The 15,604-nt window shown below is 74.0% G+C and carries 14 protein-coding genes; 8 read left to right on the top strand and 6 right to left on the bottom strand.

Annotated elements, in window-relative coordinates; all coding sequences use genetic code 11:
* Positions 1 to 4 precede the first annotated feature (4 nt).
* The 5 genes from ACIWVC_RS02195 to ACIWVC_RS02175 all read right to left on the bottom strand — a co-directional run bounded on the left by ACIWVC_RS02195 (position 5) and on the right by ACIWVC_RS02175 (position 6,286).
* Positions 5 to 1,300: a glycosyltransferase family 4 protein gene (locus ACIWVC_RS02195; protein ID WP_396451983.1), complete on the bottom strand. Its 1,296-nt coding sequence runs from the start codon at positions 1,298 to 1,300 to the stop codon at positions 5 to 7.
* Positions 1,301 to 1,328: 28 nt separating this feature from the next.
* Positions 1,329 to 2,564 carry a cytochrome P450 gene (locus tag ACIWVC_RS02190; protein WP_396451981.1) on the bottom strand — a complete coding sequence of 412 codons (1,236 nt, stop codon included), beginning with the start codon at positions 2,562 to 2,564 and terminating at the stop codon, positions 1,329 to 1,331.
* 30 nt (positions 2,565 to 2,594) lie between these two features.
* On the bottom strand, positions 2,595 to 3,869 hold the full coding sequence (locus tag ACIWVC_RS02185; RefSeq protein ID WP_396451979.1) for a cytochrome P450: 1,275 nt from the start codon (positions 3,867 to 3,869) through the stop codon (positions 2,595 to 2,597).
* A 199-nt stretch (positions 3,870 to 4,068) separates the two neighbouring features.
* The gene (locus ACIWVC_RS02180) at positions 4,069 to 5,088 is read right to left on the bottom strand and encodes an MBL fold metallo-hydrolase (RefSeq protein WP_396451977.1); all 1,020 of its coding nucleotides are present in this window, start codon (positions 5,086 to 5,088) and stop codon (positions 4,069 to 4,071) included.
* 40 nt (positions 5,089 to 5,128) lie between these two features.
* Positions 5,129 to 6,286 carry a steroid 3-ketoacyl-CoA thiolase gene (locus ACIWVC_RS02175; RefSeq protein ID WP_396451975.1) on the bottom strand — a complete coding sequence of 386 codons (1,158 nt, stop codon included), beginning with the start codon at positions 6,284 to 6,286 and terminating at the stop codon, positions 5,129 to 5,131.
* Between the two features lie 214 nt (positions 6,287 to 6,500).
* Between ACIWVC_RS02175 and ACIWVC_RS02170 the strand changes: the two genes are divergently transcribed.
* From ACIWVC_RS02170 to ACIWVC_RS02135, 8 genes are all read left to right on the top strand, one after another.
* The gene (locus ACIWVC_RS02170) at positions 6,501 to 6,908 is read left to right on the top strand and encodes a hypothetical protein (RefSeq protein WP_396453740.1); all 408 of its coding nucleotides are present in this window, start codon (positions 6,501 to 6,503) and stop codon (positions 6,906 to 6,908) included.
* 237 nt (positions 6,909 to 7,145) lie between these two features.
* The gene (locus ACIWVC_RS02165) at positions 7,146 to 8,147 is read left to right on the top strand and encodes a 3-oxoacyl-ACP synthase III family protein (protein ID WP_396447320.1); all 1,002 of its coding nucleotides are present in this window, start codon (positions 7,146 to 7,148) and stop codon (positions 8,145 to 8,147) included.
* Between the two features lie 2 nt (positions 8,148 to 8,149).
* Positions 8,150 to 8,920 (top strand): glycosyltransferase family 2 protein, encoded by a 771-nt coding sequence (locus ACIWVC_RS02160; RefSeq protein ID WP_396447321.1) that lies wholly within the window; start codon positions 8,150 to 8,152, stop codon positions 8,918 to 8,920.
* Positions 8,917 to 10,071: a cytochrome P450 gene (locus tag ACIWVC_RS02155; protein WP_396447322.1), complete on the top strand. Its 1,155-nt coding sequence runs from the start codon at positions 8,917 to 8,919 to the stop codon at positions 10,069 to 10,071. Before ACIWVC_RS02160 ends, ACIWVC_RS02155 begins: the two co-directional genes overlap by 4 nt.
* The gene (locus tag ACIWVC_RS02150) at positions 10,068 to 11,573 is read left to right on the top strand and encodes a class I adenylate-forming enzyme family protein (protein WP_396447323.1); all 1,506 of its coding nucleotides are present in this window, start codon (positions 10,068 to 10,070) and stop codon (positions 11,571 to 11,573) included. The genes ACIWVC_RS02155 and ACIWVC_RS02150 overlap by 4 nt, the downstream gene beginning before the upstream one ends.
* Positions 11,570 to 12,508 (top strand): NAD-dependent epimerase/dehydratase family protein, encoded by a 939-nt coding sequence (locus ACIWVC_RS02145; RefSeq protein ID WP_396447324.1) that lies wholly within the window; start codon positions 11,570 to 11,572, stop codon positions 12,506 to 12,508. Before ACIWVC_RS02150 ends, ACIWVC_RS02145 begins: the two co-directional genes overlap by 4 nt.
* 37 nt (positions 12,509 to 12,545) lie before the next feature.
* Entirely contained in the window at positions 12,546 to 13,274 is a 729-nt protein-coding gene (locus ACIWVC_RS02140) for a Clp protease N-terminal domain-containing protein (RefSeq protein ID WP_396447325.1), read from the top strand.
* 54 nt (positions 13,275 to 13,328) lie between these two features.
* Positions 13,329 to 14,189, top strand: coding sequence for an alpha/beta fold hydrolase (locus ACIWVC_RS02135; protein ID WP_396447326.1), 861 nt, complete (start codon positions 13,329 to 13,331; stop codon positions 14,187 to 14,189).
* Here ACIWVC_RS02135 and ACIWVC_RS02130 read toward each other — a convergent pair.
* A complete protein-coding gene (locus tag ACIWVC_RS02130) occupies positions 14,152 to 15,573 on the bottom strand; it encodes an MFS transporter (protein WP_396447327.1) in 1,422 nt (473 codons plus the stop codon). The genes ACIWVC_RS02135 and ACIWVC_RS02130 overlap by 38 nt on opposite strands.
* Positions 15,574 to 15,604: the final 31 nt, after the last annotated feature.

Below are 15,604 nucleotides of genomic sequence, written 5' to 3'. Positions count from 1 at the left end.
TCCCTCACTTGACTCCGGCGGCGAGCCGCCGGTAGTTCTGCTGGGCGATCGCCGCCCGGTAGTGCTCGACGGTGGCCTGCGCCACCGCCGGCCAGGCGAACCGCCGCTGGACGCGCGCGAGCCCCGCGGCACCGACCCTCGCCCGCTCCTCGGCGGAGTCGTGCAGGCGGTGCAGGGTCGCGGCCAGCTCCTCCACGTCGCCGGGCTGGACGAGGACGCCGGCGTCGCCGACGACCTCGGGCAGCGCGCCGGCGCGGCTGGCGACCAGCGGCGTCCCGGAGGCCATGTGCTCCACGGCGGGCAGCGAGAAGCCCTCGTAGCGGGACGGGACGACGGCGATCTCCGCGGAGGCGAGCAGCTCGCCCAGCTCGCCGTCGCTGATCCCGCTGACGAACCGCACCCGGTCGCCGAGCGCCAGCTCCCGGACGAGCTTCTCGGTCGGGCCGTCCTTCTGCGGCCTGCTCACCACGACCACGTGCACGTCGCGCTCGGTGGCGACCTTGGCGACCGCGCGCAGCAGCACGTCCACGCCCTTGATCGGCGCGTCGGCGCTGGCCATCGCCACGATCCGCCCCGGGACGCGCTCGCCGCGCGGGTGGAAGATGCGGGTGTCGACGCCGAGCGGCAGGATCTCGATGTCGCGCGGGTCGACCTTGAAGTCCTTGACGATGTCGACCTTGGACGACTCCGACACCGTCAGCACCGGGCCGATGCGCCGCGACACCTGCGCCTGCATCCCGACGAACCCGTACCAGCGGAACTTGCCGAGCTTCTCCTTGATGCCGCGCGCGGCCTCGATCTCGATGCGCCGGTCGACGCTGATCGGGTGGTGGATGCTCGTCACCAGCGGCAGCCCGAGCCGGGCGATGCCGAGGTTGCCGAGCCCGAGGACCTGGTTGTCGTGCACGACGTCGAAGTCGCGGCGGCGGCGCTTCAGCAGCCGCAGCGCGCGCAGCGAGAAGGTCAGCGGCTCGGGGAAGCCGCCGGTCTTCATGTGCGCGAACTCCAGGACGTCCACCCAGTCGCGGAACTCGCCGAGGGCCGGGGTGCGGAACGGGTCCTCGTCCCGGTACAGGTCCAGGCTCGGCAGCTTGGTGAGGACGATCTCGTCCCGGTCCAGCTCGGGATACGGCTGGCCGGAGATCACCTCGACCGAGTGCCCGAGGTCGGCCAGCTCCCGGCTCAGATGCCGGAGGTAGACGCCCTGGCCGCCGCAGTGCGGCTTGCTCCGGTACGAGAGCAGGGCCACCCGCAGCGGGTCGCCCGGGGACGGACCGCCCGCTTCGCCTGTCTCACCCACGCCAGCCCCTGCCCACGCACCACTCCCGTCAGTCGAGGGACGCCGGACGCACACGCACCGGCATCTCCTTAATGCCGTTGATGAAACTAGACCTTAGCCTGCGAACGTTACCGCTGAGTTCAATATTGGGCACCGTGTCCAAAAGTGTTTCGAAGAGCACACTCAGCTCGAGTCGGGCGAGATGGGAACCCAGGCAGAAGTGGGGCCCGCCGCCGCCGAACCCGATGTGGGGGTTCGGGTCCCGGCCCACGTCGAAGGCCCAGGGGTCGTCGAAGACCGCCTCGTCGCGGTTCGCGGAGGAGTAGAAGACGACGACCTTGTCGCCCTCCGCGATCTTCTTGCCGCGGAGCTCGACGTCCCGGACGGCGGTCCGCCGGAACATGTTCACCGGGGTGACCCAGCGGACGATCTCGTCCGCCGCCGTCCGCACCAGCGACCGGTCGGCCTTCAGCCGCTCCCACTGCTCCGGGTGCTCGAGCAGCGCGAGCATGCCGCCGGTCGCCGCGTTGCGGGTCGTCTCGTTCCCGGCGACCGACAGCAGCATGACGAACAGCTCGAACTCGTCGCCGGTGAGGACCTCGCCGTCGGCGTCCGGCTGGAGCAGTTTCGTGACGATGTCCTCGCGCGGGTTCTCCCGCCGGTCGGCGGCCAGGACGTTGGCGTACGCGTACAGCTCCGTCGCCGCCGCCTGGCCCTCCTCCGGCGTGCGCTGGAACTCCGGGTCGTCCCCGCCGATCAGCGTGTTCGACCAGGTGAAGATCTTCTCCCGGTCCTCCGGCGGGGCGCCCAGCAGCTCGCAGATCACGTACAGCGGCAGCGGCGCCGCCAGGTCCCGGACGAAGTCGGCCTCCTCGCCCCGCTCCACCGTCTCCGCGACGAGCCCGCGGCAGATGTCCCGGATGTGCTCTTCCAGCGCGGCGATCGCGCGCGGCGTGAACCCCCGGTTGACGATGCTCCGCTTGCGCGAGTGCTCCGGCGGGTCCTGGTTGAGCATCATCATCCGCTGCAGGACGAGCTGCTCCTCGGGCTGCTCGTCGAACAGCGCGAGCCGCCGCCATGACGAGAACAGCTCCGGATGCCGCGACACGTGGACGACGTCCTCGTGCCTGGTGACCGCCCAGAACGGCGGGTAGTCCCGCTCGGGGTCGCCGTGGTGCCGGTGGACGGGGTCGTGCTCGCGCAGCCACGCCAGCTGCTCGTGCGGGATGCCGCCGCGCTCGTACGCGCCGGGGTCGACCAGGTCGATGTCGGGAGTGGTGGTCATCGCCTCGAACCTCCTCGTCCGGAGACGCCGTCAGCCCCCCAGCGGGGCGGACGGTGTGAAGCTCACCGGGATCTCCTTGTAGCCGTTGACGAAGTTGGACCGGAGCCGGCGGGGCTCGCCGGCGAGCCGGATGTCGGGCATCCGCTCCAGGATCGTCTCAAAGATGATCCGCAGGTTCATCCGGGCGAGGTGCGAGCCCAGGCAGAAGTGCGGGCCGCCGCCGCCGAACCCGATGTGCGGGTTCGGGTCGCGCCCCACGTCGAAGGTGTAGGGGTCCTCGAACACCCGCTCGTCCCGGTTGGCCGAGCCGTAGAACACCACGACCTTGTCCCCGGCCTTGATCTCCTTGCCGCCCAGCTCCGTGTCGACGAGCGCGGTCCGGCGGAACTGGTTGATCGGGCTGACCCAGCGGACGATCTCCTCGACCGCCTTCGGCAGCAGGCTCCGGTCGGCGCGCAGCCGCTCCCACTGGTCGGGCCGCTCGAAGAAGGCGAGCATGCCGCCCGCCGTGGCGGTCCGGGTCGTCTCGTTCCCGGCGATCGACAGCATGATCACGAACAGCTGGAACTCCTCCAGCGTGAGCGTGTTGCCGTCCGGGTCGGGCGACAGCAGCTTGGTCACGATGTCGTCGCGCGGCGTGGTCGCGCGCGCCGCCGCCAGCTGCCCGGCCCACTCGGCGAACTCGGCCGCGCACATCGTGGACTCCTCGCGGCCCCCGATGAACTCGGGGTCGTTGAACGCCACCAGCTTGTTCGACCAGTGGAAGATCTTCTCCCGGTCCTCCAGCGGCGCGCCCAGCAGCTCGCAGATCGTGTACAGCGGCAGCGGCGCGGCGAACTTCTCCACGAAGTCGCACTCGCCGAGCGGCGCGGCCTCGTCGATCAGCTCGTTGCAGATCTTGCGGATGTGGTCCTCCAGCCGGCCGATCATCCGCGGCGTGAAGCCCTTGTTGACCATGGAGCGCAGCCGCGTGTGGTCCGGCGGGTCCTGGAACAGCATCATCTGGCCGTACATGGCGATGTCCTCGTCGGAGAACTCCTCGAACATCGCCGTCCGCTCATGCGACGAGTAGGGGTTGGCGCGCCGCGACACCGACACCACGTCCGCGTGCCGCGTCACGGCCCAGAACCCCGGGACCCCCTCGTTCGGGTCCGGGTGCCAGTGCACGGGATCGTTGTCGCGCAGCCACTGGAACTGCCGGTGCGGGATCCCTCCGCGCTCGTAGACGCCCGGATCGATGATGTCGATCTCGGGAGCGCGGAACACCCGCTCGGTGGAGGCGATGGTGGTTGCCGCAAGTGCCATGGATGACCCTTCGCGCCGGCCCGGAGCCGGCCTCTAGAACTGAGCGCTTGCTTGGGAACAGATCTAGAACACGTTCTAACATGAGACTCCAGTCTCATCAAGGCCCTGGAGCCGTGGAGTGACCCACACCGCACCCCGCGTCCGGCCGGGCCCCGGCCGGCCCGCCTGCGAGACGCGGCTCCGGAGCGGTCCCGGCCCGTCAGCGCAGGACGTAGCGGAGCGGGTCGTCGGTGCCCTCGCGGCGGGCGACGCCGCGGGTTTCGAGGGTGCGGACGTGGGCGGCCGCTTCGGCCGCCGCCATGCGGCGGGCCTGCTGCGACATCTCCGCCCACGGGTGGCGCCAGGTCAGGCCCGCCGTGAGGTCCCACAGGGTGGTCGCGGACGGGGAGAGCAGCGCCGCGACCTCGGCGAGGCGGTCCTCGTGGTGGGCGATGATCTCGCGGGCGCGGCCGGAGAGGCCGGTGAAGCGGAACTGGTGGGCGGGGAGGACCTCGTCCACGCCCATGGCCGAGACCTTGTCGAGGGAGCCGAGGAAGTCGCTCAGCGGGTCGACGTCCGGGGTGTCGTACGGGTACAGGCCGATGTGCGGGGTGATGCGCGGCAGGACGTGGTCGCCGGTGAAGATGCGGTCGCCGTCCTCCAGGTGGAGGCAGATGTGGCCGGGGGAGTGGCCGGGCGTCCAGACGGCGCGCAGGCGGCGGCCCGGGACGTCGACCAGGTCGCCGTCCGACAGCTCCCGGTCCGGGATCGCCGGCGGGGAGACCGGGATCTGCCGGGCGGGGCCGGCCAGATCGGACTCGGCGGCGCCCGCGCGGCGCAGGGCGGTCAGCTCGAACCGGCGCCTGCCCCCCATGCCGGCGGCGTGGAAGAGGCGGACGATGCCGGCGTCCGCGTGGTGCATGGCGATCCACGCGCCGGACTCCTCGCGGACGCGGCCGGCGAGCCCCGAGTGGTCGGGGTGGAAGTGCGTGACGACCACGCCGTGCACGTCCGCGACGTCGATCCCGAACGAGCCGAGCCCGTCGCGCAGCGCCGCCCAGGCGTCCTCGTGCTGCCAGCCCGCGTCGATCAGGACGGGCCCCTTCGGGCTCTCCACCGCGTACACCAGCGTGTACGCGAGCGGGTTGTCCGGGATGGGGACGGGAACGCTCCACAGCCCGCCGCCGAGGTCCTCAGGTTCCGGCTGCACCGAGACCGCCTTTCGCGCCCGCCAGGGCATGGGAACGCCCCGGCGGGTGGCGGCCGGGGCGGATGACCGGTCAGATCCGTTCGAGGATGGACGCCGTGGACAGGGCGCCGCCCGCGCACATCGTGATGAGGGCGGTCCCGGCGTCGCGGCGCTCCAGCTCGTGCAGCGCGGTCGTGATCAGGCGGGCGCCGGTGGCGCCGACCGGGTGGCCGATGGCGATGGCGCCGCCGTTGACGTTGACCTTGTCCATGTCGGGCTTGTGGACCGACGCCCAGGACAGCACGATCGACGCGAACGCCTCGTTGATCTCGGTGATGTCGATGTCGTTCATCGTCAGCCCGGAGCGCCGGAGGACGCGCTCGGTCGCCTGCACCGGGCCGTCCAGGTGGTAGTACGGCTCGCCGCCGACGAGGGCCTGCGTCCTGATCCGGGCGCGCGGCCGCAGGCCGAGCGCCTCGGCCTTCTCCTCCGACATCAGCAGGACGGCGGCGGCGCCGTCGGAGATCTGGGACGAGGTGCCCGCGGTGTGCAGCGCGTCCGGCATGACCGGCTTGAGCTTGGCCAGGCCGTCGGCGGTCGTCTCGCGCAGGCCCTGGTCGCGGGTGACCTCGCGGGTCTCGCCGGTCGGGGCGCCGTCGGCGTCCAGGACGGGCGCGGTGACGGGCGCGACCTCGCGGTCGAAGCGGCCGTCCGCCCACGCCTTGGCGGCGAGCTGCTGCGAGCGGGCGCCGAACGCGTCCAGGTCGGCGCGGGTGATGCCGCGCCGGGCGGCGATCCGCTCGGCGGCCTCGAACTGGTTCGGCATGTCGAGCGACCAGTCGTCCGGGCGCGGGTTCGCCGGCATGACGTTGCTGCCGAGCGGCGCGCGGCTCATCACCTCGACGCCGCAGCCGATCGCGACGTCCACCGCGCCGGCGGCGATCTGCGCCGCGGCGAGGTGGACGCCCTGCTGGGACGATCCGCACTGCGCGTCGATCGTGGTGACGCCGGTCTGCCAGGGCAGCCCCGCGTACAGCCAGGAGTAGCGGCCGATGTGCCCGCCCTGCTCGCCCGCCTGGGTGACGCAGCCCGCGAAGACCTGCTCGACCTCGGCGGCGTCGATGCCGGACCGCTCGACCAGCGCGTTCAGCGCGTGCGCGAGGACGGCCATCGGCTTCATGCCCGCGAGCCATCCGTTGCGCTTACCGAGCGGCGTGCGCACCGCCTCGACGATCACCGGGGTACCCATGCGGTCTCCTTCTAGAACGCGATTCGCCTTTTGAATGTAACGTGTTCTACCTTCGCGCGGAACGGCCGCGTCCCGATGAGCAGGAGTGGCGGGCGCCACACGGGGGCGGGCGCCCGCCGGGCGGGCCGGTCTCCGGCGGGCCGGCTTCGGGGTGAGGGATCGCCGGAGGCGTCGACTAGCCTGGGCACTCGACACCCCCGCGCCGGAGAACCCCATGGCCGCAGATTTCGACGAGCCCGTGTTCGACGAAGAATTCGTCAAGAGCGCCGTGTTCACCGAGCCGTCCGCGCGCGAGCGCGCCCGGCCGCCGAGCCGCCGGGAGCGGCGGCGCACCCGCCGCGCCGCGCGCCGCGCCCGGCGCGGCGCGCTCTCCGGCGGGGCCGGCCGGTTCCGGCGCCGCCGGAACCGCGAGCCGAGCCACCGCCGGGCGGTGGTCCAGCTGATCGGCGGGGTGCTGGTGCTGTTCGCGATCTCCTTCGCGCTCTGGTGGTGGAACTCCGCGCCCCGCGACCCCGAACCGGTGCGCCCGGTCAGCCCGACGGTCACGCACTCCCCGGAGCCCGCCCCGGTCCCGACCGCCCCCGCCACCGAGGCCCCGCCGACCGTGATCCCCGAGGTCTGACCCCGCCGGGTCTGACCCCGCCGGGGCCGGGGTATCCGTGCTGGTCACGCGGCGATCGCGGCGGATCGGAATCCGGACGGATAGGCGTTACTACTCAATCCGGGTGAGTGGCGGTACTCACCCCGAATCGGGTACAACGCCGGGCCGAACTTCCGTAGGGTCTCCCTCACCCAAGGCGCTCCGCACCGGCGAGGCTTGCCGGACACCGAGCACGAGGAACCGGGGGAACCCCAGCCCATGAGAGCCCGCATCACCGCCGTCGCGGCATACCTGCCCGAGCGGACGGTCACCAGCGCCGAGGTCGAGGCCCGCGTCGCGGCCGAGAGCGCGGGATACCGGCCGCATCCCACGATCGTGGAGCGGATGACCGGCATCCGCGCCCGGCACGTCATGCGGGACGACGAGCAGGCGTCCGACCTGGCCGTCGCCGCCGCCCGCCGCGTCCTCGCCGAGCGCGCCGTCGACCCGGCGGGCGTCGACCTGCTGATCTTCGGCTCCGCGTCGCAGGACCTCATCGAGCCCGCGACCGCGCACATCGTCGCCGCCAAGCTCGGCGCGACCTGCCCGGTCTTCGACGTGAAGAACGCCTGCAACAGCTTCCTGAACGGCCTGCAGACGGCGGACGCGCTGATCCGCACCGGGCAGCACGAGCGCGTGCTGGTCTGCACCGGCGAGAGCCCGTCCCGCGCGGTCCGGTGGAGCGTCCGCGACCGGGCCCAGTTCGTGGACGCGTTCGCCGGCTACACGCTGTCGGACGGCGGCGCCGCCATGCTGGTCGAGGCCGCCCCCGACGGCGGCATCTTCTACCGCGACTTCGCCGCCGTCTCCAGCGCCTGGCGCATCGGGACGCTGCCGGCCGGCGGCTCCATGCACCCCCGCGACCCCGAGTTCACCTACTTCAGCGGGGACGGGCGCCGGCTCCGGGACGCGTTCGTCGCCAACGGCGCGGAGATCTTCACGACCGCGCTGGAGAAGACTGGGCTGACCTGGGACGACTTCGCGGTCGTCGCCGTCCACCAGGTGACGCTGCCCTACCTGGAGGTGCTGCGCTCCATCCTCGGCATCCCGTCCGGCCGGCTCGTGGTCACGCTGCCCGAGCACGGCAACGTCGCGTCCGCGAGCCTGCCGCTGCAGATCGCGACCGCGCGGGCCGCCGGCCGCTGCGGCCCCGGCGACCGGATCGCGCTCATCGGCCTCGCCGGCGGGATCAGCCTCGGCGTCGTGTTCGCGGAGCTGTGACCATGCCGGAGGTTCCCGAGATGCGGCTGTGGGTCGTCATCCCCGCCTACGACGAGGAGCGGTCGATCGGCGCGACGCTGCGCCGCCTCACCGAGCAGACCGACACGGGGTTCTCCCTGGTCGTCGTCGACAACGGCAGCACGGACGGGACGGCGCGGGTCGTCAAGGAGTTCGCCGCGGAGCACCCGGCGCTGGACGTCCGGCTCGTCCACGAACCGGAGAAGGGCACGGGCGCCGCCGCCGACACCGGCGTCCGGCACGCGATCACCGCCGGCGCCACGCACGTCGCCCGCACCGACGCCGACTGCCTGCCGCACCGCGGCTGGGTCGCGGCGGTGAAGCGCGCGTTCGGCGAGGGGCTGGAGATGGTGTCCGGCCCGCTGCTGCCGCGCACCGACGAGTTCCCGCTGAAGTTCTGGGAGCGGCGCCTGCTGCCCGCCGTCATCGGCGCGGCCGCCCTCTTCGGGCGCTTCCGCCCCGGCAACCGGGACCCGCTCTACCTCGGCCCCTACGTGATGATGCCGGGTTGCAACGTCGCGATCACCGCCGACCTGTACGAGCGGTCCGGCGGCTTCCCGCGCACCCGCATCGAGGACGTCCACGAGGACCGCGCGCTCGTCAACCGGGTCCGCCGCCTGACCGCCGCCTACGGGCTGCGCAAGGACGTGACCGTGTACGGGTCGGTGCGGCGGCTGCGCGCGTTCGGCCTGGTCAGGACGCTCGGCTGGTACGCCGACCACCGCTACCGCCCGCCCGTCGTGGACATCCGGTGAACTGGGAGGAGCGGCTCTACACGGCCGCGCACCCGTTCGCGTACCCGCTGCTGCGCGCGGTCGCCCGGCGCGGCCCGGTCGTCCGCGTGCCCGGCGTCGGCGTCGTCGTGAACGACGCCGCGGCGGCCCGCGCGGTCCTGATGGACGGCGAGACGTTCCGCAAGGACGGCCCCGGCTCGCCCGGCGACCTGTGGACGCCGGTGCTGGGCCCGTCCGTCCTGCTCAACATGGAGGGCGAGGCACACCGGGCGCTGCGCCGCCGCCTCACCGACCTGTTCGTCCCGTCCTACACCGAGTCGCTCTGCGCGCGGGTCCTGGCGGACCCGCTGGACCGGCTCGCCGGCAGCCTCCGGCGCGGTGCGACCGTCGACCTGGCCGACTTCGCCCGCGTCATGGCGGGCACGGTGATCGGCGAGGTCATCGGCCTGGAGGGCGGGACCGAGGCGGCCTACCGCGACCTGTTCGAGCGGGGCGAGCGGATCGTCGCGGCGGTGTCGCTGCGCACGCGCCGGCTGTCGCCGTCCCAGGTGCGGCGCGCCCGCGAGGTGCTCGGCCCGCTCGGCGACATCGCGGTGAAGGCGTACCTGGCCGGGGACGAGTCGACGGTCATGGGCCGGATGCGGGCGCTCGGCCTGTCCGAGGACGAGGCGCGCGGCGCGGCGGGGGCGTTCTTCCTGACCGGCACCGAGACCGTCGCGACGCTGCTGCCCCGCCTCGTCGCCCTCCTCCACGACCACGGGCAGCTCCTCCGCGTCGCGGCCGCCCCCTCGCTGCTCGACCGGGCGATCGAGGAGGCCATGCGGGTGGCGACGCCGACCCCGGTCATGCTGCGCAGCGTGCACCGGCCCGCCGCGGTGGCGGGCGTCGCGATCCGGCCCGGGGACCGGGTGCTGATCGCCACGCACAACTGCTGCCGCGCGTACGGGCCGTTCGACCTCGACCGCCCGCACCCGCCCGAGCTGCGCCGCCTGTGGTTCGGCGCGGGGCCGCACTTCTGCATCGGCTACCCGCTGGCCATGGCGCAGATCCGGCTGGCCGCCCGCACGCTGCTGGCCGCGGCGCCCCTCGTGATCACTCGCCGCGCCGCGGCGCGGAACGTGCTGATCCCGACCTACCGCGTGCTGGCCGTCCGATCGGAGGCGGCGCCGTGACGCTGGTCAGGCGGCTGCTCGACCAGGCGGCCCGGACGCCCGGAGCCGTCGCGCTGATCGCCGGCGACGGCGCGCAGCTCACCTACGGCGAGCTGCGCCGGCAGGTGCTCGCGGTCCGGCACGGGCTGCTGTCGTACGGGCTCGCGCCGGGCGACGGGGTCCTGTTCTCGGTGCGGCCGTCGCCGGAGTCGCTCGTCCTCGCGCTGGGCGTGGTCGCCGCCGGGGGGACGGTCGTGTTCGCCGACCCGGGCGCCGGCCCCGAGATGTTCACCGCGCGGCTGCGGCTGGCGCGCCCGCGCTGGTCGGCGGCGGAGTCGGTGCTGTACGCGGGCAGCCGGCTGCGGCCCGTCCGGGCGTACGCGCGGCGGCGCGGGCTGCTCCTGCCGGACCTCGCCGGCCTGCGGATCCCCGGCGAAGGCCGGATGCGGCACATCCGCGTGGGCCGCCGCCTCCCCGGCGTCCCGCGCGGCGCGCTGTCCTTCGCGCGCCTGATCCGCGGCGACGCCCCCGAGCCCGCCGGGGACGCCGACCCGGACGCGCCCGCCGCCGTGATCTTCACGTCCGGGACGACGGCGGACCCGCGCGCGGTCGTCCACACCCAGGCGTCGCTCGCCGCGGCGCTCGACCTGTTCCGCACCCGCCTGCCGCTCGGCCCCGGCGACGTCGTGCACACCGACCAGCTGATGCTCGGGCTCCCGACCCTGATCGCGGGCGCCCGCTGGTCGATGCCGCCGCTGTCCTGCCCGCCCGCCGGCTTCGCCCGGCTCATGCGGGAGCGCGGGGCGACGCACGTGTTCTGCGTGCCCGTCCACCTCGCCGAGATCCTGGACGCGTGCCCGGAGCTGCCGCCGTCCGTCCGGTACGTCCTGCTCGGTGCGGCCCCCGCGCCCGCGGCGATCCTGCGCCGGGCGGTCGCGGCGGCGCCGTCGGCCGAGGTGCTGTCGGTCTACGCGATGACGGAGATCCTTCCGGTGGCGATCGCGTCGGCGCGGGAGAAACTGGCCCACACCGGCTCCGGCGACCTGCTCGGCGCCCCGCTGCCCGGCGTCGGCGCTCGTTCGGCGGCCGACGGGGAGCTGGTCCTCTCCGGCCCCAACCTCTGCCGCGGCTATCTGGGCGCGGACCCCGTCACCGAGCTGCCCACCGGCGACCTCGTGCGGATGGACGGCGGCCGCCTCGTCCTCATGGGGCGCAAGAAGGACATGCTGATCCGCGGCAAGTTCAACCTCTATCCCGGCCTGTACGAGCCGTCCATCGCGGCGCTCCCGGACGTCGCCGAGGCGGCGATCGTCGGCATCCCCGATCCGCGGACGGGGGACGAGGAGGTCGTCCTGGCGGTGGTCGGCCCGCCCGGCCTGGCCGCCCGCCTGCCCCGCACCCTCCCGGACGTCATCGACCACGACGCGCTCCCCGACCGCATCGTCGTCCTGGACGAACTGCCGCGCTCCGGCCGCACTCGCAAACTCGACCGCGACCGCCTCCGCGCGATGGTGGCGCGATGAGGATCGCGGTGACCGGAGCGTCCGGGTTCGTGGGCGGGGCGGTGTGCCGCGCCCTGGCGGCCGAAGGCATCGCGACCTGCGCGTTCGGTCGCCGCCCGGCCGTCCCGCCGGCCCACGTGGGCCGGGCCCCCTACCGCTCGTGGGACCTCACCCGCGGCCCTCTCCCCGATCCGCCCCGCGTGGACGCGGTCATCCACTGCGCGGGCAGTGTCACCGACTGGGGGCCGGCCCGCGCCCTCTTCGCCGCCAACCTCACCGGCACGCGCAGCGCCCTCGCGACCTTCCCCGCCGCCCGGTTCGTGCACGTCAGCACGGCCAGCGTGTACGACCCGTTCCGGCCGACCGTCATGGCCCGCGAGGACGAGGCGCCGGTGTCCCGCTACCTGAACGCCTACGGCGCCTCGAAGGCGGCCGCCGAGCGCCTGGCGCTGGAGCGCGGCGCGATCGTCCTGCGCCCGCACGCCGTCTACGGACCCGGCGACACGACGCTGCTGCCCCGCGTCCTGTCCGCCGTCCGGGGCCCGGTCCTGCCCGCCGTCGGGACGGGCCGCCAGCGCATCAGCCTGACCTCGATCGGCAACCTCGTCCGGGCCTGCGTCCTGGCCGCCGCCGGCCCGGTGGCCTCGGGCGTCTTCAACGTCGCCGACGCCGCCCCGGTCGTGATCGACGACGCGTTCCGCGAGATCCTCCGCGAGCGCGGCGTCAGGGCGCGACCGGTCTACCTCCCGGCCGGGGCCGCGCGCCCGCTGGCGGCGCTCGCCGAGGGCGCCTTCCTGCTGGCCCGCCGCCCCGAACCGCCGCGCGTCACCCGCTACGCGATCAGCCATCTGGCCGTGGAGCGCACGCTCGACATCACCGCCGCGCGCGAGGTCCTCGGCTACGAGCCGCGGGCGACGAGCTTCGAGGGGGCCGCCGGCTGGGCAGCGTCAACTTGAGGTTGACGATCCGGGAGCGTCAACCTATGGTTGACGCATGACCGAACCCACACCGGTGGCCGGCCGGATCCGGCTGGACGAACTGATCGACGCCATCAAGAAGGTCCACTCCGACGCCCTCGAACAGCTCAGCAGCGCGGTGGTGGCCGCCGAGCACCTCGGCGAGGTCGCCGATCACCTCATCGGGCACTTCGTCGACCAGGCCCGCCGCTCCGGCGCGTCCTGGACCGACATCGGCAGGAGCATGGGCGTCAGCAAGCAGGCCGCGCAGAAGCGCTTCGTCCCCAAGACCCCGATGTCCGAACTCGACCCGTCCGAGGGCTTCTCCCGGTACACCGTCCGCGCCCGCAACGTCGTCATCTCCTCGCAGAACGAGGCCCGCGCCGCCGGCAGCGCCGAGATCACCCCGGCCCACCTCGTCCTCGGCCTGCTCGCCGAGCCCGAGGCGCTCGCGGCCAAGGCCATCACCGCGCAGGACGTCCTGCTGGACACCGTCCGCCAGGCCGCCACGGCCGCGCTGCCGCCCGAGTCCGACGAGCTCCCCGCGCTCATCCCGTTCGACCAGGACGCCAAGAAGACCCTCGAACTGACCTTCCGCGAGGCCCTGCGCCTGGGCCACAACTACATCGGCACCGAGCACATCCTGCTCGCCCTGCTCGAACACGAGAACGGCACCGGCATCCTGTCCGAGCTGGGCATCCGCAAGGACGCCACCGAAGAGAAGATCGTCGAGGCCCTGAAGGCCCTGGCTCCGGACGTCCCCTAGGGCCGGTCGGGCCGGCTGCGATGAGTATCGCGCGCCGCGCGGGTCTGCACGGTCATGGAGAAGCTCATCACCGCCAACGGCGTCGACCTCTGCACCGAGACCTTCGGCGACCCCGCCGACACGCCGATGCTGCTGATCGGCAACACGATGCTCACGTGGCCGGACGCCCTCTGCGAACGCCTGGCGGCGCTGCGCCGCTTCGTCGTCCGCTACGACCTGCGCGGCACCGGCCACTCGGCGGCGGCCGCCCCGGAGACCCCGTCCTACACGCTCCGCGACCTGGTGGCGGACGCCGCCGCCCTGCTCGACGCGCTCGGCCTGGAGCGCGCGCACGTCGTCGGCGCCGGGCCGGGCGGCTGGATCGCCCAGCTCCTGGCCCTCGACCACCCGGCCCGCGTCGCCACCCTCACCCTGATCGGCACCCGCCCCACCGCGCCCGGCCCCGCCGACGCCGACCTGCCCGACCACGCGCCCGAACTCATGGAGCACTTCATGAGCGGGCTCCACGTCGACTGGACGGACCGCGCCTCCATCGTCGAGTTCCAGCTGGAGAACGCACGCCGCATGGGCGGCGCCGGTTTCGACGAGGACGAGGCCCGCGCGCACATCGAACGCGTCCACGACCGGACCCGCCCCGTCGACGACCACGGCGCGTCCCACCGCGTCGACCAGATGGCCGTCCAGTTCGCGGCGATGGACTGCGGCCCCCGCTGGCGGGAGCGCCTCCCCGAGATCACCGCCCCGACGCTGGTGATCCACGGCGAGGACGACCCGTTCTTCCCCATCGGCAACGCCGAGGCGCTGGCCGCCGAGATCCCCGAGGCCGAGCTGCTGCCCCTGCCCGGCACGGGCAGCGAGCTCCCGTCCCGCACCTGGTCTACGGTCGTCCCCGCCCTGCTGCGCCACACGTCCTGACCGGGGCGTCCCGGGCGGCGGCGCACGGCCGGACGGCTTCCCGGCGATGGATGAGGCACCAGGCCACCAGAGCCCCGGTGAGGTAGGCGGCGCCGACGAGGCCGAACGAGACCGCGGCTCCGGTGGCCCAGCCGGGCGCCGCCGCCAGGACGGCGCCGATCGAGGCGATGCCGACGAGGGAGCCGATCTGCCGGTTGGCGTTGAGCACCGAACCGGCGATGCCGGCGTGCCGGGCGCCCGCCGCGTCCACCAGCGCCGCCGTCATGGCGGGGACGGCGAGACCGCCCGCGAGGCCGGTCGCGGCGAGCGCGACGGCCGGCGGCCACCACGGGGTCGACGGCGACAGGGCGGTCAGGGCCAGCGAGGCGGCGCCCGCGACCAGCAGGGCGGCGGTGAGGACGGGACCGGCCGCGACGCGTCCGGAGACGCGGGCGAAGGCGACGTTGCCGGCCGGGATGAAGACCGTGAGCGGCAGTATCTGCAGCCCGGCCTGGAGCGGGGTCGCCCCGCGGGCCTGCTGGACGTACAGGCCGACCAGGAAGAGCGAGCCGTAGAACGCGGCGTTGAACAGGAAGCCCACGGCGTTGGCGCCGGCGAACCGGGCGCCGCGGAACAGCGCCCAGGGCATCACCTGGTCGCGCGCCCGGCGCTCGCGCCCGATGAGGAGGCCGGTGGCCAGCACCGCGGCGGCGACCGCCCCGGTCACCGGCGCCGCGGCCCACCCGAGCCGCGGCCCCTCGATCAGCGCGAAGCTGCCGCCGGCGAGCAGCACGATGACGGCGCCGTGCCCGGCGATCGCCAGGGGCAGCGCGTCGCCCTCCGCGGCGGCGATGTGCCGGCGGGTGAGGAGCATGCCCGCCGCGCCGACCGGCAGGTTGACCAGGAAGATGCTCGGCCAGCCGAACGCGCCGACCATGACGCCGCCGATCGTCGGGCCCAGCGCCATGGACGACGAGACGACCGCCGACCAGACGCCGAGGACCTTCGCCCGCTCCCGGGCGCCGGGGAAGGCCCGTACCAGCAGCGCGAGCGAACTCGGCATGAACAGCGCCGCCCCGGCCCCCTGCAGCAGCCGGGCCGCGATCAGGGCGGCGACGCCGGGCGCCAGCGCGCAGGCCAGCGACGCGGCGCCGAAGACCCCCATGCCCCACAGGTAGACCCGCCTCGCGCCCAGCCGGTTCGCCAGCCCGCCGCCCAGCATCAGCAGGGCGGCGAAGCTGAGGACGTAGCCGTCCACGGCCCAGGTGAGCTGCGTGAGGGAGGCGTGCAGGCTCAGCTGGATCGTGGGCCCGGCGACCTGCATCACCGTGGCGTCCAGGCTCGCCATGACGAACCCCGAGGCCAGCGCCGTGATCTTCATTGCGCCCGGCGGCCCGGTGGACATGATCGACCTCGCTTCCCTCGGAAGTAAACGG

Origin of the sequence: Actinomadura sp., from assembly GCF_044508335.1 — a bacterium.
Classification (GTDB): Bacteria; Actinomycetota; Actinomycetes; order Streptosporangiales; family Streptosporangiaceae; genus Spirillospora.
This window is presented reverse-complemented; position numbering and strand designations above follow the sequence as displayed.

Coding starts and splice junctions, on each gene's coding strand:
- ACIWVC_RS02165 (WP_396447320.1), top strand. CDS start 7,146: ATGAGAGCCCGCATCACCGCCGTCGCGGCATACCTGCCCGAGCGGACG.
- ACIWVC_RS02140 (WP_396447325.1), top strand. CDS start 12,546: ATGACCGAACCCACACCGGTGGCCGGCCGGATCCGGCTGGACGAACTG.
- ACIWVC_RS02160 (WP_396447321.1), top strand. CDS start 8,150: ATGCCGGAGGTTCCCGAGATGCGGCTGTGGGTCGTCATCCCCGCCTAC.
- ACIWVC_RS02175 (WP_396451975.1), bottom strand. CDS start 6,286: ATGGGTACCCCGGTGATCGTCGAGGCGGTGCGCACGCCGCTCGGTAAG.
- ACIWVC_RS02180 (WP_396451977.1), bottom strand. CDS start 5,088: ATGCCCTGGCGGGCGCGAAAGGCGGTCTCGGTGCAGCCGGAACCTGAG.
- ACIWVC_RS02170 (WP_396453740.1), top strand. CDS start 6,501: ATGGCCGCAGATTTCGACGAGCCCGTGTTCGACGAAGAATTCGTCAAG.
- ACIWVC_RS02190 (WP_396451981.1), bottom strand. CDS start 2,564: ATGACCACCACTCCCGACATCGACCTGGTCGACCCCGGCGCGTACGAG.
- ACIWVC_RS02130 (WP_396447327.1), bottom strand. CDS start 15,573: ATGTCCACCGGGCCGCCGGGCGCAATGAAGATCACGGCGCTGGCCTCG.
- ACIWVC_RS02185 (WP_396451979.1), bottom strand. CDS start 3,869: ATGGCACTTGCGGCAACCACCATCGCCTCCACCGAGCGGGTGTTCCGC.
- ACIWVC_RS02135 (WP_396447326.1), top strand. CDS start 13,329: ATGGAGAAGCTCATCACCGCCAACGGCGTCGACCTCTGCACCGAGACC.
- ACIWVC_RS02145 (WP_396447324.1), top strand. CDS start 11,570: ATGAGGATCGCGGTGACCGGAGCGTCCGGGTTCGTGGGCGGGGCGGTG.